The organism is Streptomyces sp. NPDC043878 (assembly GCF_056435735.1).
Genome location: NZ_JBWKDW010000006.1, coordinates 272,222 through 299,192, shown reverse-complemented (window position 1 = coordinate 299,192; position 26,971 = coordinate 272,222). Strand labels below are relative to the sequence as shown.

The following is a 26,971-nucleotide window of genomic DNA, read 5'->3' as shown; positions in this document are numbered from 1 at the left end:
ACGGGGTATCAACATATCTGGCGTTGATTTTTGGCACGCTGTTGAGTTCTCAAGGAACGGACGCTTCCTTTGTACTCACCCGAGAGACTCTCTCGTGGCTTTCCTCCGGGCGCTTCCCTTCGGTCTTGCGTTTCCGACTCTATCAGACCGTTTCTGTGTCCGATTTCCTCGGTGCTTTCCAGGTTTCCGCTTTCGCGTTTCCCTTTCCGGCGGTTCCGACTCTATCAGATCCTTTCGGGCCTGATTCCCAGTCAGCGGGCTTGTCGTCCCGGCCGTTGGGCCGTTCCGACGAGTGAGACTTTAGCGGATTCCCGGCTCCCGAGCTAATCGGGGGCCTGCGTCCTTTCGAACACGGATTCCTCATTTCGCGAATACACATGACAATGACACGACGGCAGAACAACTGATCGTCGAGTGTTGTTGGTACCTGCGGAATGGCTGTCCGGGGACCGACCGGAGTCGGCGCTCACGTCGGACAACTCGGAGAACACTACGTACCGGCTCGGGGTGTGTCAACTCCGCTCCGGACGACCCCCGGCGGCGTAGGCTGGCGGGCATGACAACGCATACGCGCACCCAGCAGTGGTGGGCCGCCTGACGGCGGCCGCAGTCACGTATGCATCCACGGCCGCCGACTCGGCGGCCGTTCGTGTATCTCCCTCCGGGAGGCCGGCCGACCGGGTGCGGCGGCCCCACCAGGAGGAGTAGAGATGACGCGGGTCTTCAGCGGGGTCAAGCCGACCGGACATCTGACGCTGGGGAACTACCTCGGGGCCATGCGGCGGTGGGCCGCCGTGGACCAGCACCAGGCCGACGCGCTGTTCTGTGTCGTCGACCTGCACGCCCTGACCGTGGACCACGATCCGGCGCGGGTGCGGCGGCTCAGCCGGCAGGCTGCGACGCTGCTGCTGGCGACGGGCCTCGATCCTGAGCTGTGCACCCTCTTCGTACAGAGTCATGTCGACGAGCACGCGCGGTTGTCGTACGTACTGGAGTGCGTGGCCACCGACGGTGAGATGCGGCGGATGATCCAGTACCGGGAGAAGGCCGCGCTGGAGCGCGAGCGGGGCGGCAGTGTCCGGCTGTCGTTGCTGACGTATCCGGTGCTGATGGCGGCGGACATCCTGGCGTACGCGACCGACGAGGTGCCGGTGGGTGACGACCAGGCTCAGCACGTGGAACTGACCCGGGATCTCGCCGTGCGGTTCAACCAGCGCTACGGGCACACCTTCGTGGTGCCGCGGGCCACGCATCCGGCGGTGGGGGCGCGCGTGATGAACCTCCAGGAGCCGCTGTCGAAGATGGGCAAGAGCGACGACTCGGGGCCGGGCATCGTCTACCTGCTGGACGAGCCGGACGTGGTGCGGAAGAAGGTCATGCGGGCCGTGACCGACAGCGGGCGGGACGTCGTGTACGACCGGGCGGCGCATCCCGGCCCGGCCAACCTGCTGGAGATCCTCGCCGCGTGCACGGGCGGGGACCCGGCGGAGCTGAGTGGTGGCTACACGTCGTACGGCGCTCTGAAGAAGGACACCGCGGAGGCCGTGGTGGAGACTCTCCGGCCCGTGCAGGAGCGGCACCGGGACCTGTGCGCGGACCCCGCGTACGTGGAGGGGGTGCTGCGGGACGGGGCCGAGCGTGCGCGGGCGATGGCGCGGCCGACCGTGGACGCCGCCTACCGGGCGATCGGGCTGCTGCCGGCGACCGAGACCGCGCTGAGCGCGGCGCCGTAGGAACACCCGGCCGCCCCTCTCCGGAAAGGGGCGGCCGGGGTGTCGTCAGCTGGTGCCGGAGGCCAGGGCGCGGCTGCGGTCGCGGGCGGCTTCCAGGGCGGCGATGAGCGCGGCGCGTACGCCGTGGTTCTCCAGTTCGCGGATGGCGTTGATCGTGGTGCCCGCGGGAGAGGTGACGTTCTCACGGAGCTTGACCGGGTGTTCGCCGCTGTCGCGGAGCATCACGGCGGCGCCGATCGCGGACTGGACGATCAGGTCATGGGCCTTGTCGCGGGGCAGGCCCAGCAGGATGCCGGCGTCGGTCATGGCTTCGACCAGGTAGAAGAAGTACGCCGGGCCCGAGCCGGAGAGGGCCGTACAGGCGTCCTGCTGCGACTCGGGGACGCGGAGCGTCTTGCCGACGGCGCCGAAGATCTCCTCGGCGTGCGCCAGGTGCCCGGCGGTGGCGTGGCTGCCGGCCGAGATGACCGACATGGCCTCGTCGACCAGGGCGGGGGTGTTGGTCATGACGCGGACGACCGGGGTGCCCGCGGCGAGCCGCTCCTCGAAGAACGAGGTCGGGATGCCCGCCGCGCCGCTGATGATCAGGCGGTCGGCCGGGACGTGAGGGGCGAGTTCGTCGAGGAGGGTGCCCATGTCCTGCGGTTTGACCGTGAGGATCAGGGTGTCGGCGGACTTGGCGGCCTCCGCGTTGGTGACCGGCGTGACGCCGTACCGGGTGCGGAGTTCCTCGGCGCGTTCGGGCCGGCGGGCCGTGACCAGGAGGTCGGCCGGGGCCCAGCCCGCGCGGATCATTCCGCTGAGCAGGGCCTCACCGATCTTGCCGGTGCCGAGGACTGCGACTTTCTGCGACATGGCTGGGGTCCTCCGGGGGGTGTGTCGTCCGGGTTCATCCTCGCACCGGGGCGCGGTGTTCCGGGCGGCGTGTCCGGTGGGCGGACCGCGGCTGTGGGGAGGTCACGGGAGGCGCTTGTCGGGGCCGCCGCGCGCGTCAGCCGGTGCGGCGTCGCAGGGTGGCCGCGCCGAGTCCCAGTACCAGCAGGGCGCAGCCCGCCACGATCAGCGCGTCCCGGACGAAGGCCGCCGTCAGGTCCGTGTGGCGCAGGACCTCGTTCATGCCGTCGACCGCGTAGGACATCGGGAGGACGTCGGAGACGGCCTCCAGCACCGGGTGCATGTCGGAGCGCGGGGTGAACAGGCCGCACAGGAGGAGCTGGGGGAAGATCACCGCCGGCATGAACTGGACCGCCTGGAACTCCGAGGCCGCGAAGGCCGAGACGAACAGACCGAGGGCCGTGCCGAGGAGCGCGTCGAGCAGGGCCACGAGCAGCAGGAGCCAGGGGCTGCCCGTGACGTCCAGGCCGAGAGCCCAGACGGCGAGCCCGGTCGCCAGGGCGGACTGGACGATGGCGACGGCACCGAAGGCGAGGGCGTAGCCGGCGATCAGGTCGCCTTTGCCCAGGGGCATGGCGAGCAGGCGTTCGAGGGTGCCCGAGGTGCGTTCGCGCAGGGTGGCGATCGAGGTGACCAGGAACATCGTGATGAGGGGGAAGATCCCGAGGAGGGAGGCGCCGATGCCGTCGAAGGTGCGCGGGCTGGCGTCGAAGACGTAGCGCAGCAGTACGAGCATCAGGCACGGGATCAGGATCATCAGCGCGATCGTGCGCGGGTCGTGGCGGAGCTGCCGCAGGACCCGGGTCGCGGTGGCGGTGGTGCGGGCGGCGCTCAGGGCGTTCGTGGAGGGCCGGGTGCCGGTGGCGGGCCGGGGGCTCGTGGTCGTGGTCATCGGACCGTTTCCTTCTGGTGGGCCGCGGCGACGGCCTCGTCGACGAGATGCAGGAACGCCGTCTCGACGGTGTCCGAGCCGGTACGGGTACGGAGGGCGTCCGGGGTGTCGTCGGCGAGGATGCCGCCCTCGCGCATCAGCAGCAGCCGGTGGCAGCGCTCGGCCTCGTCCATGACGTGGGAGGAGATCAGGAGCGTCGCCCCGCGGGTGGCCGCGATGTCGTGGAAGAGGGTCCACAGGTCGCGGCGCAGGACCGGGTCGAGGCCGACCGTCGGCTCGTCCAGGACCAGGAGTTCGGGGCTGCCGAGCAGTGCCACGGCGAGGGAGACGCGGTTGCGCTGGCCGCCGGAGAGGTTGCCGGCGAGGGCGTCGGCGTGGGAGGTGAGGTCGACGTCGGCGACGGCCCGGGTGACGTCGGCGTCGCGCCGGTCGGTCGCCGCACGGCCCGGGGTGAGGATCGCGGCGAAGTAGTCGAGGTTCTGGCGGACCGTCAGGTCGTTGTAGACGGAGGGCGCCTGGGTGACGTAACCGATGCGGGTGCGCAGGGTGGGGTGGCCCGCGGGGCTGCCGAGGACCTCCAGCCTGCCGGTGACCTTGGCCTGGGTGCCGACGATCGAGCGCATCAGGGTCGACTTGCCGCAGCCGGAGGGGCCGAGCAGCCCGGTGATCTGGCCGCGCGGGACGGTGAAGTCGAGGCCGCGCAGGACGGTGCGGGGGCCGCGGACGACGGTGAGGCCCTCGGCGAGTATGGCCGGGGACCGCGTGGCGGCGGTGTCGGCGGGCGTGGCCGTGCCCGTGTCGGGAGGGCCGGAGGAGTAATTCACCATGTGATGAATAATGCTCGCGGGTGACGTCGTCGTCAAGGGGGCGCGGGGTGTGGCGCAGGCGCGGGCGGCGTACCTACGCCGTGGAGGTTCGGGGCCCGTTTGTTCGCCTGTTCGCCGCGGGGCGCTCGGGCGGGGCGGGGCGGTTGTCCGGGTGCTGGGGCACGGCTGTTCGCCGCCCCGCTCGACGGGCTGGAGGCGTCGTCGCCCGACCGGGGGTGAGGCGACGGCTGTTCGCCGCGACCGCTCGACGGGCTGGAGGCGTCGCCGCCCGACCGGGGGCTGAGGCTGGAGCTGGGCGGACCGCGGCACCCGCACCTCGCGTGTGCGGCGGCCTTCTACGGCTGGGGCACGCGTGTGCTGCGGCCCGCCACCGGCTGGAGCACGCGTGTACGCGGCCCGCCACCGGCTGGGACAGGCGCGTGTGGTGGCCCGCCACCGCTGGGGCACCGTGTACGCGGTCCGCCACCGGCTGGGGCAGGCGCGTGTGGTGGCCCGCCGCGGCTGGGCCGCCGCACGCGGTCAGGTCGTGACGGCGACGGCCAGGACGACGTCGTAGACCTCCTCGACGAACCCGTCGGGGAAGGACTCCAGCAGGTGCCGGCGCTGGTCGGCGAGGAAGGCGGCGGCCGCGTCCTGCTCGGCGTGGGTGAGGAAGACGGAGTGGCTGCCGAGGTTGGCGAGGTGCGTGTCGACCGGTACGCGCCGGCTCCAGCGGACCTCACGGCGTACGAAGTCGAGGCGGCCCGCGGGGTCGGCGGCCGCGGCACCCGCCTTCGTCTTCTCGGCCGCGGGGTCGACGCCGAGGAAGCGTCCGACGCGGGCGGCCTCCTCGGCGATCCACGGCACGTCGAGGGCGTCGGTGTTCCACCACAGGGCGAGCGCGCCGCCCGGACGCAGCACGCGTACCGCCTCCGGGACGGACTCGGCGGGGTCGGTCCAGTGCCAGGACTGGGCGTAGGTGAGGAGGTCGGCGCTGGCGTCGGCGAGGGGAAGCGCGTTGCCGTCGCCCCGCACGACCGGGACGCCGGGGAGGGTGCGGCGGAACTGGGCGGCCATGCCCTCGCCCGGCTCCACCGCGAGCACCTCGGCACCGCGTGCGTGCAGGAGGGCGGCCGAGATGCCGGTGCCGGCCCCGACGTCCACGACCCGGCAGCCGGCGAGGGGCCGGCCGGACAGGTCCTCGATGACGTCGAGGAGGGCGGGCGGATAGGCGGGGCGGCTGGCCGCGTACTGCGCGGCGGACGCGTTGAAGGAGTGTGCCCGGACGGCATGGGACGCGGGGAGCGGAGGGCGGGGCGCCGAGGATGCGGTCATACGGCCATGGTCGCCGGGCCGGAGCGGGCGCGGGGTGAATGCGGTGAGGTTTGTACGCAGTGAGCTTTGTACGCAGTGAGGTTGGTACGCAGTGAGAGGCCCCCGGCGTGGCCGTGGGGGTCGCTCGCCGGGGGTGGGTCGGGGCCCCGGCGAGGATCTTGTCACTTGCGGCGGCGCTTCTTCGGCGCGCTGCCGTTGCCGTTCTTCGACGGGTTGCCGGTGCGGCGGTGGGCGCGCTTCTCGTACCGGGTGCGGGCCGCGTCGTACTCCTCGCGGTGCAGTTTCTCGCCCGGCGCCTCGACCAGGGAGCGGAAGAAGTAGGCGACGAGCGAGCCGACGAAGCCGACGGCCAGCAGGCCGCGCAGGGACGCCTGGCGGTCGGGGTCGGGGCGCTTGGTGAAGCCGTCCAGGGTCTGGCGGAAGGCGAGGGCGCTGCAGACCGCGAACATCACGATCACCAGGAAGGTCACGAAGCGGCCGGTGGCCGCGACCTGAAGGCCCTCGTAGGCGAAGCGGAGGACCAGGCAGGAGATCACCGCCGCGGCGAGCGAACCCGCGGCCACGCCGGCCCGGCGCAGGGTGTAGCCGTCGTCGTGGTGCACCCAGGTCGTGCCGAAGAAACGCAGGGGCTCGGGGCGGGGGCCCGTGGAGCCCGCGGGGGTGGACGGGGTGCCGTTCTCGTCGCTCACCCGTTGATTATGTCTCCGGGTGTCCGCGGGCTCCGTGGCGGATCAGGCGCAGCGCGCGGCGACGTAGCCGTCGCTGCCGGTCCTCACGTACGCGTCCGACACGTACTCGCCGTTGTCGATGTTGTCCCAGATCTTGGTGGTGCCGTACGGGCCCGTGACGCTGGAGCCGGGTGTCTGGCAGAAGATCGGGACCATGGCGCCCTCGGCGAGGACGCGGACGATGCCGTAGGTGGTGCCGGGGCCGCTGCGGACGTTGAGGCTGACACCCGGCGCGACCGGGTAGTAGTGGAGAGCCGCGGCCGCCGCCTCCTTCACCTCGCCGGCCCCTCCTGTGGCGGCCTCCGCGGCCACCCCGCCCTCTCCGGCGCCTCTGACCTCTTCGACACGGTCGACAGACATGGACAACTCCCCCCGTTGCGACCCCATGAATGCCATGGGGTCCCGTTGATTCCCCTGAATCGCTTGTTGAAACACCTGTACGCAACTCGCACAGGGACGCCAGCCAGCCTCCTCTGTCTCGCACAGGTCATCGACTAGGCTCCGTGCGTCGCGCGCGCGGACGAACAGCACGGGGGTGTTCCCATGGCGCCACAGCGCAACTCCGGAGCGGGCGCGGAAGCGGAACTTCCCGAGTACGCCGGTCACTACCATCTTGAGTCCTGTCTCGGCTCGGGCGGCATGGGCATCGTCCATCTGGCCCGCAGCACCTCGGGTATGAGGGTCGCGGTGAAGGTCGTGCATGCCGAGTTCGCCAGGGACCCCGAGTTCAGGGGGCGTTTCCGGCAGGAGGTGGCGGCGGCGCGGCGAGTGAGCGGCGCCTTCACCGCGTCCGTCGTGGACGCCGACCCCGAGGCCGAACGGCCCTGGATGGCCACGCTGTTCATCCCCGGGCCGACCCTGTCCCACCATGTGAAGCGGAACGGGCCCATGGACGGCGCCCAGTTGCGCCGGCTGATGGCCGGGCTCGCCGAGGCGCTGCGCGACATCCACCGGGTCTCGGTCGTGCACCGGGACCTGAAGCCAAGCAACGTGCTGCTCGCCGAGGACGGCCCGAAGGTCATCGACTTCGGCATCTCCCGGCCGAAGGACAGCGAACTGCGCACCGAGACAGGCAAGTTGATCGGCACCCCGCCGTTCATGGCCCCCGAGCAGTTCCGGCGGCCACGGGAGGTCGGGCCCGCCGCAGACATCTTCGCGCTCGGATCCGTCATGGTGCACGCCGCGACGGGCCGCGGGCCGTTCGACTCCGACAGCCCCTACGTCGTCGCCTACCAGGTCGTGCACGACGAGCCCGACCTGACGGGCGTACCGGACAACCTGGCGCCGCTGGTGCTGCGTTGCCTCGCCAAGGAGCCGGAGGACCGGCCGACTCCCGACGAGCTGATGCGCGAACTGCGGTCGGTGGCGGCCTCGTACGAGACGCAGGCGTTCATACCGCTTCAGCGGACCGGGGATCTGCCGGCGTCGTGGCCGAGCGGCGAGGAGAAGGCCGTGTCGCCGGCCGACTCCCCGAGCGGGCCGGCGGCAGCCCTGGAGCCCGCGTCACCGGACGACTCACCGGACGACTCGCCGGCCGGGTCGGCATCCGCGTCCGCCTCCGGGGCGGCGGTCGGGGCGCCGGCCGGGTCGGCGTCCGCGTCGGCGGTCGGTCCGCGGCCCGGCCGGAAGCCCGGCCGGAACGGTGGGGAGCGCGCGGCCGGGAAGGGCGGCGAGCGCGCGGCCGGGAAGGGCGGCGAGCGCGCGGCCGGGAAGGGCGGCGAGCGCGCGGCCGGGAAGGGCGCGGGCGGGCCGCGGGCGGCGGATCAGCCGCAGCGGCCGCGCGGGGGGAGCCTGCGCAGGCGGGTGGCTCTCGCGGCCGGGGCGCTCGGACTGGTCGTGGTCGGCGCGTTCGCCTCGGTCCCGCTGTTCCGCGGCGAGAGCGGCGGTGCCACGCCGAAAGCCACCCAGTCACGTGCCGCGTCGGCCGGGTTCAGGGCCTGGGAGGCGAAGCCGGTCATCGACAAGGCGGCCACCTCGCAGTGCTCGTACGGGACGGGGACGCTGTTCTGCGCCCAGCCGGGCGTGGTGTTCGCCCTCGACCCCTCGGACGGCGGCGTGCTGTGGCGGCACCCGGTCGCGGCGGCCAGCCGGAGCGGGCCGCCGGTCCTGTCGGGCGGGCTCGTGCAGCTCTCCGCGGACGAGGGGCAGCGCCTGGAGGCCCTCGATCCCGACTCCGGCCGCACCCGCTGGCGGCGGGACGCGCCGGCGCACGGCGGGACCGCGTACGCCGGTGACATGGTGCTGCTCACCGCCGCCGACGGGACGGTCACCGGCGTGGACGGCGCGACCGGCCGCACGAAGTGGAGCCACCGGGTGCCGGGGCAGAGCGTGCCGTACTTCTCCGCCTTCGGCGGCGACTCCTCGGCGTACGCGACGAGCGGTTCCGCCGACAGGTCGAGCACGCGGATCAGCGCGCTGGACCCGGTCACCGGCAAGGTGCGGTGGGAGGCGCGGCTGGAAGGGACCCTCCAACCGGTGGGCGTGCAGGGCGGGTCCGTCTTCCTCGCCGCCGTCGACCCGGTGTACGAGGAGACGCGGGCCGTGGTCCGCTACACCCCCGGCACGCGGGCCACGCGGCGGGTGTCCCTGTCGTACCCCCTCGAACGCGCCCGGGCCGGCGTCCACGGGAACGTCGTCCATCTGCTGGCCGCGAACGGTTCCCTGACGGCCGTCGACATGGCGGCGGGAAAGCAGCGCTGGAGCCTCCAGACGGCCGTGAGCCGCGGTTCGACGCCCGTCGCCGACGACCGTCACGTGTACTTCACCGCCGCCGACGGCCGGCTGCTCGCCGTGGACGCGCGCCGGGGCAGGCTGCTCGGGCAGACCGCGCCACGGCCGGGCACGGACGCCGACCGGGTCACGGCCGCCCTGCCGGAGCCACTGCTCGCCGCCGGCCATGTCTTCGCCGGAGCCCCCGACGGCACCGTCTACGCCGTCGACGGTCGGGACCCGGCGGCCTGGTAGCGCGGCACGCGCGAAGGCCGGGACCCGGCGGCCTGCTAGCGCGGCACGCGCGAGACCTCACAGCCGCAGTCCGGCACCGCGGCACGCGCGAAGGCCGCCACCCGACGGCACCACAACGCAGCACACGCGAGACCCGACAGCCCGACAGCCCGGCACCGGGGCACACGCGAAAGCCGCCACCCGACGGCACCACAACGCAGCACATGCGAGACCCGACAGCCCGGCACCGCGGCACACGCGAAAGCCGCCACCCGACGGCACCACAACGCAGCACACGCGAGACCCGACAGCCCGACAGCCCGGCACCGCGGCACACGCGAAAGCCGCCCTCTCCGCTACGAGTTCACGTCAGGGAGGACTTCACGTCCGGGGACGGCCCGCCAAGCCGGGGCGGGGCATGAGCGAAGGCCGCCCCCGACGGCTTCAGGTCGGGGACGGCCCGCTGAACCAGGGCGAGGGGCTGGGCCCTCAGCCCAGCTTGCTCACGTCGCGTACGGCGCCCTTGTCGGCGCTGGTGGCCATCGCCGCGTACGCCCGCAGCGCGGCCGACACCTTGCGCTCACGGTTCTTCGGGGCGTACACCCCGCCCAACGCCTGCTCGCGGCGCGCCAGTTCGGCCTCGTCGACCAGGAGCTCGATCGTGCGGTCCGGGATGTCGATGCGGATGCGGTCGCCGTCCTCGACCAGGGCGATCGTGCCGCCGGAGGCCGCCTCGGGCGAGGCATGGCCGATCGACAGGCCCGACGTGCCGCCGGAGAAGCGGCCGTCGGTGATCAGGGCGCAGGTCTTGCCGAGGCCGCGGCCCTTGAGGAAGGACGTCGGGTAGAGCATCTCCTGCATACCCGGGCCGCCCTTGGGACCCTCGTAGCGGATGACGACGACGTCGCCGTGCGTGATCTGCTTGTTCAGGATCTTCTCGACGGCCTCTTCCTGGGACTCGCAGACCACCGCCGGGCCCTCGAACGTCCAGATCGACTCGTCGACGCCGGCCGTCTTGACCACGCAGCCGTCCACGGCCAGGTTGCCCTTCAGCACCGCCAGGCCGCCGTCCTTGGAGTAGGCGTGCTCGGCGGAGCGGATGCAGCCGCCCGCCGCGTCCTCGTCGAGGGCCTCCCAGCGCTCGGACTGGGAGAACGCCTCGGCGGAGCGGACGCAGCCGGGCGCCGCGTGCCAGAGTTCGACCGCCTCCGGGGAGGGGGAACCGGCGCGCACGTCCCAGGTCTTCAGCCAGTCCGCGAGAGACGGGCTGTGGACGGCGTGCACGTCCTCGTTCAGCTGGCCGGCGCGGTGCAGTTCGCCGAGGAGCGCGGGGATGCCGCCGGCGCGGTGCACGTCCTCCATGTAGTACGTGCGGTCCTTCGCCACGTTCGGCGCGACCTTCGCGAGGCAGGGCACCCGGCGCGAGACCTCGTTGATCTCCTCCAGGCCGAACGGGACGCCCGCCTCCTGGGCGGCGGCCAGCAGGTGGAGGATCGTGTTGGTGGAGCCGCCCATCGCGATGTCGAGGGCCATGGCGTTCTGGAAGGCCGCGAAGGTGGCGACGTTGCGCGGCAGGACCGTCTCGTCGTCCTGCTCGTAGTAGCGGCGGGTGATGTCCATGACCGTGCGGGCGGCGTTCTCGTACAGCGCCTTGCGGGCGGTGTGCGTGGCGAGGACCGAGCCGTTGCCGGGGAGGGACAGGCCGATGGCCTCGGTCAGGCAGTTCATCGAGTTGGCGGTGAACATGCCGGAACAGGACCCGCAGGTCGGGCAGGCGTTCTCCTCGATACGGAGGATGTCCTCGTCCGAGATCTTGTCGTTCACCGCGTCGGAGATCGCGTCGACCAGGTCGAGGGTGCGGACCGTGCCGTCGACGAGCGTGGCCCGGCCGGACTCCATCGGGCCGCCGGAGACGAAGACCGTCGGGATGTTCAGGCGCAGGGCCGCGTTGAGCATGCCCGGGGTGATCTTGTCGCAGTTGGAGATGCAGATCAGGGCGTCCGCGCAGTGCGCCTCGACCATGTACTCCACGCTGTCCGCGATCAGGTCGCGGGAGGGCAGGGAGTACAGCATGCCGCCGTGGCCCATCGCGATGCCGTCGTCCACGGCGATCGTGTTGAACTCGCGGGGGATGCCGCCGGCCTCGGTGATCGCCTGGCTGACGATCCGGCCGACCGGCTGGAGGTGGGTGTGGCCCGGCACGAACTCCGTGAAGCTGTTGGCGACCGCGATGATCGGCTTCCGGCCGATGTCCGCGCCGGGTACACCGGAGGCACGCATAAGGGCGCGGGCGCCCGCCATGTTGCGGCCGTGGGTGACTGTGCGGGACCTCAGCTCGGGCATCGTCGCTCGCTCCTTCGGGGACTGCGGGGACTGCGATCAGAGACGTCTGACTGGTAACGAGCGTACGCCGGTCATCCAGGGGGCGGACAGGTTGTCCGGAATGCGGGATGTACGTCTCAGGGGGTACGGCCGGTCGGCGCCGGGCGCGGGCAGCGGTGCGGCCGTCCACGTCCCGGTCAGGGCCCAGGTCAGGCTCCGAGGCCGGGTCCCGATCAGGCTCCGGGTCCGGGTCCCGGTCCGGCTCCCTGTCGACGTCCGGCCGAAGTCCGGCCGCGGCTCCCGGTGTGGGGGCGGCTCAGGGACCGGTCAGGTGTCCCTGCACGACCGGCGCCAGGCGCGCGATGACCTGCTCCACGTCCGCGGACGCCAGCGGCTCCACCTTGATCACGTACCGCAGCAGGGCCGCCCCCACGAGCTGCGCGGCCGCGAGTTCGGCGCGCAGTTCCGCGTCCGGCAGTTCCAGCTGCGCGGCGATGCGGCGCAGCAGCTGGGAGGCGATCAGCCGGCGGAAGACGGCGGCCGCGGTCTCGTTGGTCACCGCGGAACGGACGATCGCCAGCAGTGGCGCGCGCGTGGTCGGGTTCTCCCAGATGCCGAGGACGAAGCGGGCCAGGCGTTCCCCGATCGCGTCGACGGGACCGTCGGCGAGTGCCTCCGGCGCGTTCAGCGCGGGCGCGAAGGCGACCTCGATGGCCGCCTCGAAGATCTGCTCCTTGGTGCCGAAGTAGTGGTGCACCAGGGCCGGATCGACGCCGGCGGCCTTCGCGATGCCGCGTACGGACGTCTTCTCGTAGCCCCGCTCGGAGAACTCCTCACGGGCCGCGTTCAGGATGCGGTCGCGGGTGTCGGCGGCTTCCGTACGAGGGGGCCGGCCACGCCTGCGGGCGGTCACGCCGGTCACCGCCGGGGCACTTTCACCGCGGACGCCAGGTGCAGGCGCGTGAAGGCCAGGGCCTCGGCGAGGTCGGCCTCCCGCTCCGCGCCGGACATGGCGCGACGGGTGTTGACCTCGATGACGACATGGCCGTCGAAGCCGGTCAGGGCGAGCCGTTCCAGCAGCTCGGCGCAGGGCTGCGTGCCGCGGCCGGGCACGAGGTGCTCGTCCTTGGCGGAGCCCCTGCCGTCCGCGAGGTGGACGTGGCCGAGTCGGTCGGCCATGCGGTCGATCATCTGCATGGCGTCGCTGCGGGCCGTCGAGGTGTGGCTGAGATCGATCGTGAAGTGACGGTAGTCGTCCTTCGTCACGTCCCAGTCGGGCGCGTAGGCGAGCATCTCGCGGTCCTTGTAGCGCCAGGGATACATGTTCTCGACGGCGAACCGCACATCCGTCTCGTCCGCCATCCGCCAGATCCCGGTGACGAAGTCGCGGGCGTACTGGCGCTGCCAGCGGAACGGCGGGTGGACGACGACCGTGGTGGCGCCGAGCTTCTCAGCCGCCGCGCGGGCGCGCTGGAGCTTGACCCAGGGGTCGGTGGACCACACGCGCTGGGTGATGAGCAGGCAGGGAGCGTGTACCGCGAGGATCGGGATCTGGTGGTAGTCGCTGAGTCTGCGCAGCGCCTCTATGTCCTGGCTGACCGGATCGGTCCACACCATGACCTCGACTCCGTCGTACCCGAGGCGCGCGGCGATCTCGAAGGCCGTCGCCGTGGACTCCGGGTAGACGGAGGCCGTGGACAACGCGACCTTCGCATCCGGGATGCGCACGACTGGTTCTGCCACGGGGGCTAGCGTACGGGGTGCGGTCGGGGGGATGCGGTGCGTCCACCGGCCGTTGTGGCGTTCCCCACGGCCGCGCGCCCCCGGACACGCCGGTGCCGCCCACGCGTTGGGCGCACGGTGGCGCGGGCTCAGGCCCGGCGGGGCGGCCGTACGGCGCGATGCGCTCGCGCTCTGGGGCGTACGGCGCCATGCGCTCGCGCTCGGGAGACGGTCGTACGACGCCAGGCGCTCCCGCTCGGGAGACGGTCGTACGACGCCAGGCGCTCCCGCTCGGGAGACGGTCGTACGACGCCAGGCGCTCCCGCTCGGGAGACGCGGTCGTACGGCGCGATGCGCTCTCGCTCGGGAGGCGCTGTCGCCGGGCGCCGCCGCCTCCGCTTCGGGCACGCGGTCGTACGGTGCCGTGGAGCCGTGCCTACGACGCCCGGGCGTCCGGCCGCCCGTGTCACCGCCCCACGGCACACCCCGCGGCCCGTGCCGGGTGTGACGGCGGACGGTCAGGCGGATCCCATGTGGTCCAGGCGGCGCAGGATCACGCCCTCGCGCAGGGCCCACGGGCAGACCTCCAGGTGCTCCACCCCGAAGAGGTCCATCGCCCCCTCGGCGACCAGGGCGCCCGCGAGGAGCTGGCCGGCCCGGCCCTCGGACACCCCGGGGAGTTCGGCGCGTTCGGCGGTGGTCATGCCGCCCAGTCTCGGGACCCACGCCTCCAGGGACTCCCGCTTCAACTGGCGTTGGACGTACTGGCCGTCGGCGGAGCGGGCGGCACCGGCGAGGCGGGCCAGCTGCTTGAAGGTCTTCGACGTGGCGACCACGTGGTCGGGGGCGCCGAAGCGGGCGAACTCGCCGACCGTACGGGCGATCTGGGCGCGGACATGGCGGCGCAGGGCCCGTATCGCCTCCGGGTCGGGCGGGTCACCGGGCAGCCAGCCGGCGGTGAGGCGGCCCGCGCCGAGCGGCAGCGAGACCGCGGCGTCGGGCTCCTCGTCGATGCCGTAGGCGATCTCCAGGGAGCCGCCGCCGATGTCGAGGACGAGCAGCTTGCCCGCGGACCAGCCGAACCAGCGGCGGGCGGCGAGGAAGGTGAGCCGGGCCTCCTCCGCGCCGGTGAGGACCTGGAGTTCGACGCCCGTCTCGGCCTGCACGCGCGCGAGGACGTCGTCGGCGTTGGTGGCCTCGCGCACGGCGGAGGTCGCGAACGGCAGCAGGTCGACGACCCCCTTGTCCTCGGCGGCCTGCAGCGCGTCCCGGACGACGCTGATGAGTTTGTCGACCCCTTCGGGGCCGATGGCCCCGGCGTCGTCGAGCAGCTGGGCGAGGCGCAGCTCAGCCTTGTGCGAGTGCGCGGGCAGGGGGCACGCGCCGGGGTGCGCGTCCACCACCAGCAGGTGCACCGTGTTCGATCCCACGTCGAGGACACCGAGTCTCATGTACGGAACGCTACTGCCAGCGGAGCGTTCGGCCGTCCCCGGAGCGGCTCCCGGCGACTTACCCTGGACGGGTGCCAAAGACGAAAAAGGCGAAGACCGACATTTCGGCCGACGGTCCCGGGCAGGTGCTGCCGGTGAAGCCGTCGAAGAAGTCGAAGAAGGCCCTGGCAGCCGACGAGAAGGGGCTCGACTTCGCGCGCGCGTGGGTGGAGTTTCCTGATCCGGCGGACGACGAACAGGTCTTCCGCTGCGACCTGACGTGGCTGACCTCTCGCTGGAACTGCATCTTCGGCAGCGGCTGCCAGGGCATCCAGGCCGGCCGCGCGGCGGACGGCTGCTGCACCCTGGGTGCCCACTTCTCGGACGAGGACGACGAGAAGCGGGTGGCGGACCATGTGTCCAGGCTCACGCCGGAGCTGTGGCAGCACCACGACGTGGGCCGGGCGACCGGCTGGGTGTCGGAGGACGACGAGGGGTCGCGGCAGACCCGCCCCTACGAGGGCTCGTGCATCTTCCAGAACCGGCCCGGGTTCCCCGGCGGCGCGGGCTGCTCGCTGCACATCCTGGCGCTCAAGGAGGGCCGGGAGCCCCTGGAGACCAAACCGGACGTCTGCTGGCAGCTGCCGGTGCGGCGCACCTACGAGTGGATCGACCGGCCCGACGACACCCGCGTGCTGCAGGTTTCGATCGGTGAGTACGACCGGCGCGGCTGGGGCCCCGGTGGTCACGACCTGCACTGGTGGTGCACGTCGGCGACCTCCGCGCACGGCGGGGGCGACCCGGTGTACGTGTCCTACCGGCCCGAGCTGACCGAGCTCATGGGCAAGGCCGGCTACGACCGCCTGGTCGAGCTGTGCGAGGAGCGGCTGGCCGCGCAGCTGCCGCTGCTGGCACCGCACCCGGCGGACCCGGTCGGCTGAACCCACGCGCGGGGCGGGCTCTCCGCCCGAGGGGTATGGGCGCTCACGAGCCGGAAGGACTCGCGTCGCCACCGCGGGCGGGCGCTCACGAGTCGGAGGGACTCGGGTCGTCGCTGTCGGCGGGGGGTGGGGTCGAGCTGTCCGGGTCGGTCGGGGCGGAGTCGGTGGGGGTCGGGTCCGGGGGCGGTGAGGACGGCGGCTCGCTCGGCGTCGGGTCGGTGGAGGCCGGGGCCGTGGGCGTCGGACCGGGGTCTGACGGGTGCGGGCCGCCGTGGCCCGGACCGCCGGGGTGGCCGGGGTGCGTGCCGGGTCCGGAGGGGCTGGGCGCGGTGCCGTAACCCTCGATGGAGACGACGGCGGCGGCCGGTGCGACCGCGACGCGCGCGCTCCAGTGCCCGGCCGGCTCGCGCAGGTGGTCCACGTACACCTTGATCGTCAACGTTTCGCCCGGGCTGAGGGTTCCCGAGGACTGGCTGAGGTAGAGCCAGGGTGCCGCCGTGGTCGCGGACCAGCGGACCGGGGCGGAGCCGGTCGCTCTGAGGGTGACCAGCGTGGTGTCCCCGCTGTTGCCGGCCGACACGTCGAGGTGGCCGGCTCCCTTGCGACCGGCGCCGTTGACGCTGACGACCTCCACCGACACGTCGGGGGTGTCCTTCCCGGCGAAGCGGCCGCCGGGCCGGGTCCTGGCGTTGCCCGCGTTCTCGTAGCCGCCGGTCGCCGACTCGCCGTCGAGGCTGCCGGGGCCCTTGGCCTCACTGGCGGTGGCCGGGTGACCGTCCTTGCCGTCCCCGGCGGGCGCACCGCGGTAGGCGGCCCACAGGGCGAGCACCGGGGCGGCCACGACGGTGGCGACGACCGTCGTCGTGACGGCACGCGCGCGCAGACGGTCCCGGCGCGCGGCCCGGTCCCTGGGGTCCATCGGGAAACCGCGCCGGTCGAAGCGCGGGGCGGCGCTGCCCCGCGCGCGCGAGCCGTGCGCCATGGCCCCGTGCAGCGCGGCACGCGGCGCCTCCAGGACGGGCAGCTCGGCGGGGGTGACACCGGCGCCGGGCCAGCGGCCGGGGACCGCGCGTTCGGCGCTGCGGCGGCAGCGCGGGCAGTCGTCGACGTGCCGGACCAGTTCGCGGCGCACGGCCGTGCTGAGCACGAACTGGTCGTCACCGGTGAGGCGCGCCACACCGGGGCAGGAGCCGGTCTCGACGACGGCGAGGGCCGCGCGGGTGCGTTCGACCTCGCAGGCGGCGGAGGCGAGCAGTTCGCGGGCGGCGGTGAGGTCGGTGCCGAGGACGGCGGCGACCTCGTGGGCCGCGAGGTGGTGGCGCACCGCGAGTTCGAGGGCCTCGCGCTGCTCCGGGGTGGTGCCCGCGGCCTCGGGCCAGGCGAGCAGGGCGAGTTGGCTCCGGCGCTGCTCCCGGACCTCGGCGGGGACCGGCGGGGCGGCGGGCTGCGCGGTCCGCTGCCGTTCGGGCCCGTGGCCGCGGCCCGAGGCGTGTGTGCCCTGACGTTTCTGCTTGGCCTCGGCCAGCTTGCGCAGACAGGCCCAGCGGGCCAGCGCGTACAGCCAGGCCCTGCGGTCACCGGCCGCTTCCGGGCCGCGGCGGCGCCCGGCGAGCGCGAGGACGTCGCCCAGGGCGGCGGTCGCCGCGTCGTGGTCGCACAGCACGGACAGGCAGTAGGTGAACAGGCCGTCCAGATACGGCTCGTAGCGCGCGGGCGGCCGCTGCGCGAGCGTGCGCGCGGCACCACGGTCACGCGCCTCCCGGTGCGCCCTGTGTGCGCCGGTGGTGCGGGTCGAGGTCTCCGGAATGCTGCTCATCATCCGTGGACCGTAGGCGGCCCGCGTCGGCCCCTTCCTCCCCCTTGAGCACATTTAATTCGTACGGGTGAAACGATCCCTCATAAGGGGACATGAACCTGCGATGCGCTGGCTCGTTCGTGACGGCGGGTGTCCGGTTCACAGGGGGTGCCCCGCCGGCCGGCGCGGCCGGAACGCGCGCCGTCGGCAGCCCGGCGACCGGCCCGTGCCCGCGTTGTCAGTGGTGGCGGTTACGGTTCGGTCCATGGCTGCCCGTACGAAGACCACCAAGGACCGGCCGTCCTACCGCTGCACCGAGTGCGGCTGGCAGACGGCCAAGTGGCTCGGCCGCTGCCCCGAGTGCCAGGCGTGGGGGACGGTCGAGGAGTACGGCGTGCCCGCCGTCCGTACGACGGCCCCGGGTCGCGTGACCACCTCGGCGGTGCCCATCGGGCAGGTCGACGGCCGGCAGGCCACCGCCCGCCCGACCGGCGTGCCCGAGCTGGACCGGGTGCTGGGCGGCGGACTGGTGCCCGGCGCCGTCGTGCTGCTCGCGGGCGAGCCCGGCGTCGGCAAGTCGACCCTCCTGCTCGACGTGGCGGCCAAGTCGGCGAGTGAGGAACACCGCACGCTGTACGTCACGGGGGAGGAGTCGGCGAGTCAGGTGCGGCTGCGCGCCGACCGCATCCACGCCATCGACGACCACCTGTACCTCGCCGCCGAGACCGATCTGGCCGCCGTCCTCGGGCACTTGGACGCGGTGAAGCCGTCGCTGCTGATCGTCGACTCCGTGCAGACCGTGGCCTCCCCGGAGATCGACGGCGCCCCGGGCGGCATGGCGCAGGTGCGGGAGGTGGCCGGGGCGCTGATCCGGGCCTCCAAGGAGCGCGGGATGTCCACCCTGCTGGTGGGCCATGTCACCAAGGACGGAGCGATCGCGGGACCCCGCCTGCTGGAACACCTGGTGGACGTCGTCCTGAGCTTCGAGGGCGACCGGCACGCGCGCCTGCGGCTCGTACGGGGTGTCAAGAACCGCTACGGCACGACGGACGAGGTCGGCTGCTTCGAGCTCCACGACGAGGGCATCACCGGCCTCGCCGACCCGAGCGGCCTGTTCCTGACCCGGCGGGCCGAACCGGTGCCGGGCACCTGCCTGACCGTCACCCTGGAGGGCCGCCGCCCCCTGGTGGCCGAAGTGCAGGCGCTCACGGTCGACTCGCAGATCCCCTCCCCGAGGCGGACCACGTCCGGGCTGGAGACCTCCCGCGTGTCGATGATGCTCGCCGTCCTCGAACAGCGGGGCCGGATCAGCGCCCTGGGCAAAAGGGACATCTACTCCGCGACGGTCGGCGGTGTGAAGTTGTCGGAGCCGGCCGCCGACCTGGCGATCGCCCTCGCGCTGGCGTCGGCCGCGAGCGACACCCCGCTGCCCAAGAACCTCGTCGCGATCGGTGAGGTGGGCCTCGCGGGCGAGGTCAGACGGGTCACGGGCGTCCAGCGCCGGCTGGCCGAGGCATACCGTCTGGGCTTCACCCACGCCCTCGTACCGGCCGATCCCGGCAGGATCCCGTCCGGTATGAAGGTGATGGAAGTCGCAGACATGGGAGAGGCCCTGAGCGTCCTTCCGCGCTCGCGTCGCAGAGAGGCCCCACGGGACGGCGAGGAGCGCCGGTAGACTTTGCCCTGGTCTCGCCCGTCCGTACGAACCACATGTGCGAAACGGAGCCCCCAGAACCTGCGACCGGAGGAGTGCAGTGGCAGCCAACGACCGGGCGGCAGCTCCCGGAAAATCCGGTGGGAGTTCCGGTGCCGAGGGCCTGATGCGCGCCTCACTGAGTGCCGTGGCACCCGGCACGGCACTGCGCGACGGCCTCGAGCGGGTCCTCCGCGGCAACACCGGTGGTCTCATCCTGCTCGGCTCCGACAAGACCGTCGAGTCCATGTGCACCGGTGGATTCGTCCTGGATGTCGAGTTCACCGCGACGCGCCTGCGGGAGCTGTGCAAACTGGACGGCGGCATCGTGCTGTCCTCGGACCTGTCGAAGATCCTGCGGGCCGGCGTACAGCTGTTGCCGGACCCGGCGATCCCCACCGAGGAGACCGGCACCCGGCACCGCACCGCGGACCGGGTCAGCAAGCAGGTCGGCTTCCCCGTCGTCTCCGTCTCCCAGTCCATGCGCCTGATCGCGCTGTACGTCGACGGGCAGCGTCGGGTCCTGGAGGACTCGGCGGCGATCCTGTCCCGCGCCAACCAGGCGCTGGCCACCCTGGAGCGCTACAAGCTCCGTCTCGACGAGGTCGCGGGCACGCTCTCCGCGCTGGAGATCGAGGACCTGGTGACCGTCCGGGACGTCTCCGCGGTCGCCCAGCGCCTGGAGATGGTGCGCCGCATCGCCACCGAAATCGCCGAATACGTGGTCGAACTGGGCACGGACGGCCGTCTTCTGGCGCTCCAGCTGGACGAGTTGATCGCGGGTGTGGAGCCCGAGCGGGAACTGGTCGTGCGGGACTACGTGCCCGAACCCACCGCCAAGCGCTCCCGCACGGTCGACGAGGCGCTGTACGAGCTGAACGCCCTGGCACACGCCGAGCTGCTCGAAATGCCCACGGTGGCCCGCGCGTTGGGTTACACCGGCTCCCCCGAGGCGCTCGACTCGGCGGTGTCCCCGCGCGGCTTCAGGCTGCTGGCGAAGGTGCCGCGTCTGCCGGGCGCGATCATCGACCGGCTCGTGGAGCACTTCGGCGGACTGCAGAAGCTGCTCGCCGCGAGCGTGGACGACCTCATGGCGGTCGACGGCGTGGGCGAGGCCCGGGCGCGCAGTGTCCGCGAGGGACTGTCCCGGCTGGCGGAGTCCTCGATCCTGGAACGCTACGTCTGAGCGACCGGCCGTCCTTCCGGTACGCCGCCCGCGAGGTGTGACCGCTTCGCGGGCAGCCACCGGCTTCCCGGTCTCGGGTCCGTCCCCCTCGGAACCGCCCGGGGCCCCTCCTGGTCGTCACCAGTGGTTCCCGGCCGCCCCCGGCACTAGTCGTTCTGGAGCACGAACGACGTCTGGGTCCTGGCGAGGGCCGGCGCCTTGGCCTCGACCAGGTAGGTGCCCGCCTTGGCCGATCCCGCCGGCGGCTTCGCGCACTCGGGGGCACTCGGCTTGCGGTCCCACTTCACGGTGTACGTGATGCCGCCGCCGGCCGGTACCCGGAAGACCAGACCGCCGGAGACCTTGGGGCAGTCGGCGGAGGACCAGTAGTCGTCGTCGGAGCCGGCCTGCGTGATCGTCAACACCGCGTTCTTCGGGCCGAGATCGACCTTGCAGTCACTGGCGCCGGAGTTCTTCGCGGTCAGTTCGAAGGCGGGCGTCTGTCCGGGCTCGTAGGTGTTCCTGGCGCTGCGCAGGGTCAACGTCACGCTGCTCGCGGTGCAGTTGGGCAGGGCGGAGCCGGCCGGAAGCGCGTCGCCGGTCCCGACGTCGCCGCCCGTACCGCCCGCCGTACCGCCGCCGGCACCGCCGCCCGCGCCGCCGGAACCGGCACCGGAGCTCGCACCCGAACCGGCGCCCGAGCCCGAGCCGGAGCCGGACGTGGTGCCGGAGCCCGAACCGCCACCGGTTCCCGAGCCGGACCCGCCGGCGGCGCCGCCGCTCGACTCGTCGCGCCCGCCCGGGGCTTGACTGATCGCGGGGCCGGAACCGGAGGGTCCCGCGGTGATCGTGGGGACGGGGTTCTTTCCGTTGGAGCCACCCGCGCCGTTGTCGCCGCCACCGCCGCCGGAAGCCACGATCCAGACGATCAACAGCGTCAACAGGGCGAGTACGGACAGCAGTACGGCCCTCCGTCGCCAGTAGATGGTGGAGGGAAGCGGCCCGACCGGATTGCGCAGAGATCCCACGGCGCAAACTGTACGAGAGATCGCCACGTTCGCTTGCCCCACCCGCCGCCCGGGGCCACAACTTTTCCGGATCATCATCCCGGTTCCGGCCGTCCCCGCACGGCGTTCGCCGAGCCGGGACCGCCATGATCGCGGACTGTGACGACAACACCCTCTCGGCTACCGTTTGTGATCACGGAACGCCGGGTGAGGGTCCTGCCCCCCTCGTCCCGGTCGCCCCGGCCCCCCGCGCGACACCCGTACGGGGACGCCTGGACCGTCAGCCCCTCCGCGGCCGGACACCCGCCTCCACATCCATCCCGACGGACGCCATCCCGCGGTTCCACGGTCGCGTTCCCGCGGTTTCACGATCGCCTTGCCACGGTTCCACGGTCGTCTTCCCGCGGTTCCACGGCCGCCACCCGGACACCCGCCTCCGCACCCGTCCCGGCGACCGCCTCCCCGCCCGGTTCCGCGGTCGCCGCCGGACGGCCCTCCGCGCCCCCGCCCCCCGCCCCGCGGTACGTCGTGGGTCACCACCGTTCGGCGCGCGTGGGCGCTGCCGCGCCCGGGCGTTCGCGATCGTGTCCCTTGCACCTCTGGCCACGGCTGCGACACTCCGTCGCGCCGCCCGGCAGGCGCGCGCCCCCTGGGGTGGCGCTGCCCCCGTCCGCCCGCCCGCGCATGGCAGGATCAAAGAGCCATGACTGCGCCCACGAAGCCCCCGCACAGCGCCCCCTCCGGCACCGCGTCCGACCGCGATCCCGGAGCGTCGCTCCACTCCCCCGTCATCGACTGGTTCGACACGCACGCGCGTGACCTGCCCTGGCGGCGGGCCGAAGCCGGGCCCTGGGGGGTGATGGTCAGCGAGTTCATGCTCCAGCAGACGCCGGTGAGCCGGGTCCTGCCCGTCTACGAGCAGTGGCTGGCCCGCTGGCCGCGCCCCGCCGACCTGGCCGCGGACGCGCCCGGCGAGGCCGTCCGCGCCTGGGGCCGGCTCGGCTACCCGCGCCGCGCGCTGCGGCTGCACGGCGCCGCCGTCGCCATAACGGAACGGCACGGCGGCGACGTACCGACCGAGCACGCGCAGCTTCTCGCGCTGCCCGGCATCGGCGAGTACACGGCCGCGGCCGTCGCCTCCTTCGCCTACGGGCAGCGGCACGCCGTCCTGGACACCAACGTCCGCCGGGTGCTGGCGCGTGCCGTGACCGGCGTGCGGTACCCGCCGAACGCCACCACCGCCGCCGAACGCAGGCTGGCGCGCGAGCTGTTGCCGCCGGACGAGGCGACCGCCGCCCGCTGGGCCGCGGCCTCCATGGAGCTGGGCGCGCTGGTGTGCACGGCCAAGAACGAGGCGTGCCACCGCTGCCCGATCGCCGCGCGGTGCGCGTGGCAGCTGGCGGGCAAGCCCGAGCACGACGGGCCGCCGCGGCGCGGGCAGACGTACGCGGGTACCGACCGCCAGGTCCGCGGCAAACTGCTGGCCGTCCTGCGGGAGGCACACACGCCCGTACCGCAGACGGCGCTCGACCGGGTGTGGCACGAGCCGGTGCAGCGCGCCCGGGCGCTGGACGGGCTCGTCGCGGACGGTCTGGTGGAGCCGCTGCCGGGCGGTCTGTATCGGCTGCCGCACGCCTGACCACACACCCGTCCAAGCCCTCCGGTCCCTCAAATCCCGCTATAGCGCGCCCATTCGGTGCACCCCCTTACCCCGTTCCTACTTCCGTTACACAACCGACGGACAGCCGAGTCCTAGCCGCGCGCTGCTTCGGACAGCCCCGTGACAACCCCTCCGTACCTTCAGTTGCGTACCGCGGGGACAGCGGGACGCAGGCAACGGAGAACCGGCAGCGGGCAGGTCGGAAACGGGGATGGAGGCGGTTGATCATGGCGCAGGGCGAGGTGCTCGAATTCGAGGAGTACGTCCGCACCCGGCAGGACGCGCTGCTGCGCAGCGCGCGTCGGCTGGTCCCTGACCCGGTCGACGCGCAGGACCTGCTGCAGACCGCGCTCGTACGGACGTACGGCCGCTGGGACGGTATCGCCGACAAGCGGCTCGCGGACGCCTATCTGCGCCGGGTCATGATCAACACTCGGACCGAGTGGTGGCGGGCCCGGAAGCTGGAGGAGGTCCCGACCGAGCAGCTCCCGGACGCCAGCGTCGAGGACTCCACCGAGCAGCACGCGGACCGGGCCCTGCTGATGGACATCCTGAAGGTCCTGGCTCCCAAGCAGCGCAGTGTCGTCGTCCTGCGACACTGGGAGCAGATGTCCACCGAGGAGACGGCCGCCGCCCTCGGCATGTCGACGGGAACGGTCAAGAGCACGCTGCACCGGGCGCTCGCCCGGCTCCGTGAGGAGCTGGAGAGCCGCGATCTGGACGCACGCGCGCTGGAGCGTGAGGAGCGGGAGCGTTGCGCGGCCTAGGCACGAGGGCCGGGGACACCGGGCGGGACGGGTATCCGGCGGACGGAGCACCCCTCCCGCCCGGTACCCCCCTGGTCCGGGGGACCCTGCAGGCGGCGATCACGGCAGTGGCCGTGCTCGCCGCCGTCGCCCTTTTCGTCTCGGCCTGCGCCACCGGCGGCACCGGCGCGCGCGACGAGGGTCCGGCCCACTCCGACGTGGTGGGCGGCGGCGGGGTGGCCTCGGCCTCCCCCGCGGTGAGCCCCGCCAGGACCACCGAACGCGTCGACGCCGTCAAGCTGGTCAAGGACGACCCGGCGGTCTCGGCGGAGGTCAAGCGCGAACTGAAGCCGTGCGTCGCCGACGAGTACCCCGTGGACGTGTCCTACGGCGACCTGACCGGCTCCTCGGCGGACGACGTCGTGGTCAACGTGCTGACCTGCGGTGACGCCGTCGGGGTCGGCTCGTATGTGTACCGCGAGGAGAACGGCCGGTACGAGAACGTGTTCCGGGCCGAGGAGCCGCCGGTCTACGCCGAGATAGACCGCGGCGACCTGGTGGTGACCAAGCAGGTGTACGAGAAGGGCGACCCGGTGTCGAGCCCGTCCGGCGAGAACGTGATCACGTACCGCTGGAGCTCGGCCCGGTTCACCGAGGCGTACCGCACGCACAACGACTACAGCAACGCCGTCGGGGACCAGCCCACGGTGGCCCCGGACGACTGAGCGGCACGGCTCACGCACCTTGCGGACTTCACGAACTTCACGGACCTTGGGAGCCTCACGCGTCCGGTGCGCGGCGCGCGGTCCGCGATCCTCGTGGATCTCCGGCAGAGTGAACCGATCGGGCCCCCCGAAACGATTCCCCGGTGAGCGGCCGGCGCACCCGCGAGTGCACGGGCCGGCGTCCACGAGGCACGAGTCCACGAGTCCGCGGACGACGGCAGGAACGAGAGGCGAGAACAGCGGCATGGCAGACCAGACCCACGTCCTTTTCGTAGAGGACGACGACGTCATCCGCGAGGCCACCCAGCTCGCGCTGGAGCGGGACGGATTCGCCGTCACCGCCATGCCCGACGGGCTGTCGGGCCTGGAGGCCTTCCGCGCGAACCGCCCCGACATCGCGCTGCTGGACGTCATGGTCCCCGGTATCGACGGGGTCAGCCTCTGCCGCCGTATCCGGGACGAGTCGACGGTGCCGGTGATCATGCTGTCGGCGCGCGCCGACTCCATCGACGTCGTGCTCGGTCTGGAGGCCGGCGCCGACGACTACGTGACCAAGCCGTTCGACGGCGCCGTACTGGTCGCCCGGATCCGCGCGGTACTGCGCCGCTTCGGGCACGCGAGCGGCGGCGACCGCACCGAAAGCGCCGACGCCACGGCGGACGGGGGCGTGCTCAGCTTCGGGGAGCTGGAGATCGACACCGAGGGCATGGAGGTACGCCGCTCCGGCCGGCCGGTGGCACTGACACCGACCGAGATGCGGCTGCTCCTGGAGTTCTCCTCCGCGCCCGGCACGGTCCTGTCCCGCGACAAGCTGCTGGAACGCGTGTGGGACTACGGCTGGGGCGGGGACACCCGCGTGGTCGACGTCCATGTGCAGCGGCTGCGCACGAAGATCGGCCAGGACCGGATCGAGACGGTCCGCGGCTTCGGCTACAAGTTGAAGGCCTGAGCAGGGGATCACGGTATGCGGGGGAGAGCGCGGCGCCCGGCCCAGGAGCGCCAGGGCATGCGGACGGGCCTGCGGTGGAAGCTCAGCGCGGCCATCGCGCTGGTCGGCGCGCTGGTGGCGGTCGCGCTCAGCCTGGTCGTGCACAACGCGGCCCGGGTGTCGATGCTGGACAACGCGCGGGACCTGGCGGACGAGCGCGTGCAGATCGCCCAGCGCAACTACGAGCTGTCCGGGCGGCCGAACTTCCCGAGCATCAAGATCGACGACTCGCGGCTGCCGGGCGAACTGCGGGAGAAGGTCGGACACGGCCGCCGGGCCACCTACATCACCGACCGGCCCGACGGAGTACCGGACATCTGGGCCGCCGTACCGGTCAAGGACGGACACGTCCTGTCCCTGCACACCGGCATCCCCGACCGCAGCACCGACATCCTGAAGGACCTCGACCAGGCGCTGGTGATCGGCTCCATCGCGGTCGTCCTCGGCGGCAGCGCGCTCGGCGTGCTCATCGGCGGCCAGCTCTCACGCCGGCTGCGCAAGGCGGCGGCCGCCGCCAACCAGGTCGCCCGGGGCGAGTCGGACGTACGGGTGCGGGACGCCATCGGCGGTGTCGTACGGGACGAGACCGACGACCTGGCGAGCGCGGTGGACGCCATGGCCGACGCGCTGCGGCAGCGGCTGGAGGCCGAACGCCGGGTCACCGCGGACATCGCGCACGAACTGCGCACCCCGGTGACCGGACTGCTGACCGCCGCCGAGCTACTCCCGCCGGGCCGGCCCACGGAGCTGGTCCTGGACCGGGCGCAGGCCATGCGGACCCTGGTCGAGGACGTCCTGGAGGTGGCCCGGCTCGACGGCGCCTCCGAGCGGGCCGAACTCCAGGACATCCTGCTCGGCGAGTTCGTCAGCCGGCGGGTGGCGGCGAAGGACCCGGAGATCGAGGTGCGCGTGGTGCACGAGTCGGAGGTCACCACCGACCCCCGGCGCCTGGAACGCGTGCTGTTCAACCTGCTCGCCAACGCGGCCCGGCACGGCAAGCCGCCCATCGAGGTCAGCGTCGAGGGCCGGGTCATCCGGGTCCGCGACCACGGCCCCGGCTTCCCCGAGGACCTGCTCGCCGACGGCCCGAGCCGCTTCCGCACCGGCAGCAGCGACCGCGCCGGGCAGGGTCACGGGCTGGGCCTCACCATCGCGGCCGGCCAGGCCCGCGTCCTGGGCGCCCGCCTGACCTTCCGCAACGTCCGCCCGGCGGGAGCCCCGTCCCACGTACCGGCCGAGGGCGCGGTGGCAGTCCTGTGGCTCCCGGAACACGCCCCAACGAACACGGGGAGCTATCCGATACTGCCGTAGAGGTGGGGTGCGGGCACGCCGTACCCGGTGCGACGGGCGACGGCGAAGACCTCCCCGCGGCCGCCCGCGCACTGCGTCGAAGCACGTCCGCCGACGCCGGAAGGCCCCCGGGGGCGGACACCACCCGGGGGCCTT

Annotated in this window: 24 protein-coding genes; 12 read left to right on the top strand and 12 right to left on the bottom strand. The window is 72.9% G+C overall.

Going from position 1 to position 26,971, the window contains the following annotated elements:
• Both AC07AZ_RS11750 and trpS read left to right on the top strand, forming a co-directional pair.
• The coding region (locus tag AC07AZ_RS11750) for a hypothetical protein (RefSeq protein WP_478846366.1) at window positions 1-296 on the top strand (296 nt) is incomplete at its 5' end.
• A gap of 414 nt (window positions 297-710) precedes the next feature.
• Entirely contained in the window at window positions 711-1,733 is a 1,023-nt protein-coding gene (gene trpS, locus AC07AZ_RS11745; RefSeq protein ID WP_478846364.1) for a tryptophan--tRNA ligase, read from the top strand.
• Window positions 1,734-1,778: 45 nt separating this feature from the next.
• Here the strand turns inward: trpS and proC are convergent, their stop codons facing one another.
• The 3 genes from proC to AC07AZ_RS11730 all read right to left on the bottom strand — a co-directional run bounded on the left by proC (window position 1,779) and on the right by AC07AZ_RS11730 (window position 4,346).
• Window positions 1,779-2,588, bottom strand: a complete 810-nt coding sequence (proC, locus tag AC07AZ_RS11740) for a pyrroline-5-carboxylate reductase (RefSeq protein WP_478846362.1) — start codon at window positions 2,586-2,588, stop codon at window positions 1,779-1,781.
• 136 nt (window positions 2,589-2,724) lie between these two features.
• Window positions 2,725-3,519 carry an ABC transporter permease gene (locus tag AC07AZ_RS11735; RefSeq protein WP_478846360.1) on the bottom strand — a complete coding sequence of 265 codons (795 nt, stop codon included), beginning with the start codon at window positions 3,517-3,519 and terminating at the stop codon, window positions 2,725-2,727.
• Window positions 3,516-4,346 carry an ABC transporter ATP-binding protein gene (locus AC07AZ_RS11730; protein ID WP_478846358.1) on the bottom strand — a complete coding sequence of 277 codons (831 nt, stop codon included), beginning with the start codon at window positions 4,344-4,346 and terminating at the stop codon, window positions 3,516-3,518. Before AC07AZ_RS11730 ends, AC07AZ_RS11735 begins: the two co-directional genes overlap by 4 nt.
• A 385-nt stretch (window positions 4,347-4,731) precedes the next feature.
• Here AC07AZ_RS11730 and AC07AZ_RS11725 point away from each other — a divergent pair, with 385 nt between their 5' ends.
• Complete coding sequence (locus tag AC07AZ_RS11725; RefSeq protein ID WP_478846356.1) at window positions 4,732-4,902, top strand: hypothetical protein; 171 nt, start codon at window positions 4,732-4,734, stop codon at window positions 4,900-4,902.
• On the opposite strand, the gene AC07AZ_RS11720 is transcribed toward AC07AZ_RS11725, so the two are convergent.
• From AC07AZ_RS11720 to AC07AZ_RS11710, 3 genes are all read right to left on the bottom strand, one after another.
• Window positions 4,866-5,660: a class I SAM-dependent methyltransferase gene (locus AC07AZ_RS11720; protein WP_478846354.1), complete on the bottom strand. Its 795-nt coding sequence runs from the start codon at window positions 5,658-5,660 to the stop codon at window positions 4,866-4,868. The two genes, AC07AZ_RS11725 and AC07AZ_RS11720, sit on opposite strands and share 37 nt — an antisense overlap.
• 161 nt (window positions 5,661-5,821) lie before the next feature.
• Window positions 5,822-6,349, bottom strand: coding sequence for an EamA/RhaT family transporter (locus AC07AZ_RS11715; protein ID WP_478846352.1), 528 nt, complete (start codon window positions 6,347-6,349; stop codon window positions 5,822-5,824).
• Window positions 6,350-6,391: 42 nt separating this feature from the next.
• Window positions 6,392-6,748: an SH3 domain-containing protein gene (locus tag AC07AZ_RS11710; RefSeq protein ID WP_478846350.1), complete on the bottom strand. Its 357-nt coding sequence runs from the start codon at window positions 6,746-6,748 to the stop codon at window positions 6,392-6,394.
• 183 nt (window positions 6,749-6,931) lie between these two features.
• On the opposite strand from AC07AZ_RS11710, the gene AC07AZ_RS11705 reads away from it, so the two are divergent.
• Window positions 6,932-9,352 (top strand): serine/threonine-protein kinase, encoded by a 2,421-nt coding sequence (locus tag AC07AZ_RS11705; RefSeq protein WP_478846348.1) that lies wholly within the window; start codon window positions 6,932-6,934, stop codon window positions 9,350-9,352.
• Between the two features lie 468 nt (window positions 9,353-9,820).
• Here the strand turns inward: AC07AZ_RS11705 and ilvD are convergent, their stop codons facing one another.
• The 4 genes from ilvD to AC07AZ_RS11685 all read right to left on the bottom strand — a co-directional run bounded on the left by ilvD (window position 9,821) and on the right by AC07AZ_RS11685 (window position 14,826).
• The gene (ilvD, locus tag AC07AZ_RS11700) at window positions 9,821-11,674 is read right to left on the bottom strand and encodes a dihydroxy-acid dehydratase (RefSeq protein ID WP_478846346.1); all 1,854 of its coding nucleotides are present in this window, start codon (window positions 11,672-11,674) and stop codon (window positions 9,821-9,823) included.
• A 295-nt stretch (window positions 11,675-11,969) separates the two neighbouring features.
• Window positions 11,970-12,575 (bottom strand): TetR/AcrR family transcriptional regulator, encoded by a 606-nt coding sequence (locus AC07AZ_RS11695; RefSeq protein ID WP_478846344.1) that lies wholly within the window; start codon window positions 12,573-12,575, stop codon window positions 11,970-11,972.
• Complete coding sequence (locus AC07AZ_RS11690; protein WP_478846342.1) at window positions 12,572-13,396, bottom strand: sugar phosphate isomerase/epimerase family protein; 825 nt, start codon at window positions 13,394-13,396, stop codon at window positions 12,572-12,574. The genes AC07AZ_RS11695 and AC07AZ_RS11690 overlap by 4 nt, the downstream gene beginning before the upstream one ends.
• A gap of 497 nt (window positions 13,397-13,893) precedes the next feature.
• Window positions 13,894-14,826, bottom strand: coding sequence for a Ppx/GppA family phosphatase (locus tag AC07AZ_RS11685; RefSeq protein ID WP_478846340.1), 933 nt, complete (start codon window positions 14,824-14,826; stop codon window positions 13,894-13,896).
• Window positions 14,827-14,897: 71 nt separating this feature from the next.
• On the opposite strand from AC07AZ_RS11685, the gene AC07AZ_RS11680 reads away from it, so the two are divergent.
• On the top strand, window positions 14,898-15,746 hold the full coding sequence (locus tag AC07AZ_RS11680) for a DUF3109 family protein (RefSeq protein ID WP_478846338.1): 849 nt from the start codon (window positions 14,898-14,900) through the stop codon (window positions 15,744-15,746).
• A gap of 85 nt (window positions 15,747-15,831) precedes the next feature.
• On the opposite strand, the gene AC07AZ_RS11675 is transcribed toward AC07AZ_RS11680, so the two are convergent.
• Window positions 15,832-17,565 (bottom strand): BACON domain-containing protein, encoded by a 1,734-nt coding sequence (locus AC07AZ_RS11675; protein WP_478846336.1) that lies wholly within the window; start codon window positions 17,563-17,565, stop codon window positions 15,832-15,834.
• Window positions 17,566-17,806: 241 nt separating this feature from the next.
• Here AC07AZ_RS11675 and radA point away from each other — a divergent pair, with 241 nt between their 5' ends.
• Window positions 17,807-19,216, top strand: a complete 1,410-nt coding sequence (radA, locus tag AC07AZ_RS11670; protein ID WP_478846334.1) for a DNA repair protein RadA — start codon at window positions 17,807-17,809, stop codon at window positions 19,214-19,216.
• A 79-nt stretch (window positions 19,217-19,295) separates the two neighbouring features.
• Entirely contained in the window at window positions 19,296-20,420 is a 1,125-nt protein-coding gene (disA, locus tag AC07AZ_RS11665) for a DNA integrity scanning diadenylate cyclase DisA (RefSeq protein WP_478846332.1), read from the top strand.
• Window positions 20,421-20,566: 146 nt separating this feature from the next.
• Here the strand turns inward: disA and AC07AZ_RS11660 are convergent, their stop codons facing one another.
• Window positions 20,567-21,427 (bottom strand): hypothetical protein, encoded by an 861-nt coding sequence (locus AC07AZ_RS11660; RefSeq protein ID WP_478846330.1) that lies wholly within the window; start codon window positions 21,425-21,427, stop codon window positions 20,567-20,569.
• A gap of 682 nt (window positions 21,428-22,109) precedes the next feature.
• Between AC07AZ_RS11660 and AC07AZ_RS11655 the strand changes: the two genes are divergently transcribed.
• The 5 genes from AC07AZ_RS11655 (at window position 22,110) to cseC (ending at window position 26,836) form a co-directional block, all read left to right on the top strand.
• Window positions 22,110-23,045 carry an HhH-GPD family protein gene (locus AC07AZ_RS11655; protein WP_478846328.1) on the top strand — a complete coding sequence of 312 codons (936 nt, stop codon included), beginning with the start codon at window positions 22,110-22,112 and terminating at the stop codon, window positions 23,043-23,045.
• A gap of 248 nt (window positions 23,046-23,293) precedes the next feature.
• Complete coding sequence (locus AC07AZ_RS11650) at window positions 23,294-23,833, top strand: SigE family RNA polymerase sigma factor (protein ID WP_478846326.1); 540 nt, start codon at window positions 23,294-23,296, stop codon at window positions 23,831-23,833.
• Between the two features lie 71 nt (window positions 23,834-23,904).
• Window positions 23,905-24,537, top strand: a complete 633-nt coding sequence (locus AC07AZ_RS11645; RefSeq protein ID WP_478846388.1) for a hypothetical protein — start codon at window positions 23,905-23,907, stop codon at window positions 24,535-24,537.
• Window positions 24,538-24,781: 244 nt separating this feature from the next.
• Window positions 24,782-25,486, top strand: a complete 705-nt coding sequence (gene cseB, locus AC07AZ_RS11640) for a two-component system response regulator CseB (protein ID WP_478846324.1) — start codon at window positions 24,782-24,784, stop codon at window positions 25,484-25,486.
• 15 nt (window positions 25,487-25,501) lie between these two features.
• Window positions 25,502-26,836: a two-component system sensor histidine kinase CseC gene (cseC, locus tag AC07AZ_RS11635; RefSeq protein WP_478846322.1), complete on the top strand. Its 1,335-nt coding sequence runs from the start codon at window positions 25,502-25,504 to the stop codon at window positions 26,834-26,836.
• The last annotated feature ends 135 nt before the right edge of the window (window positions 26,837-26,971 follow it).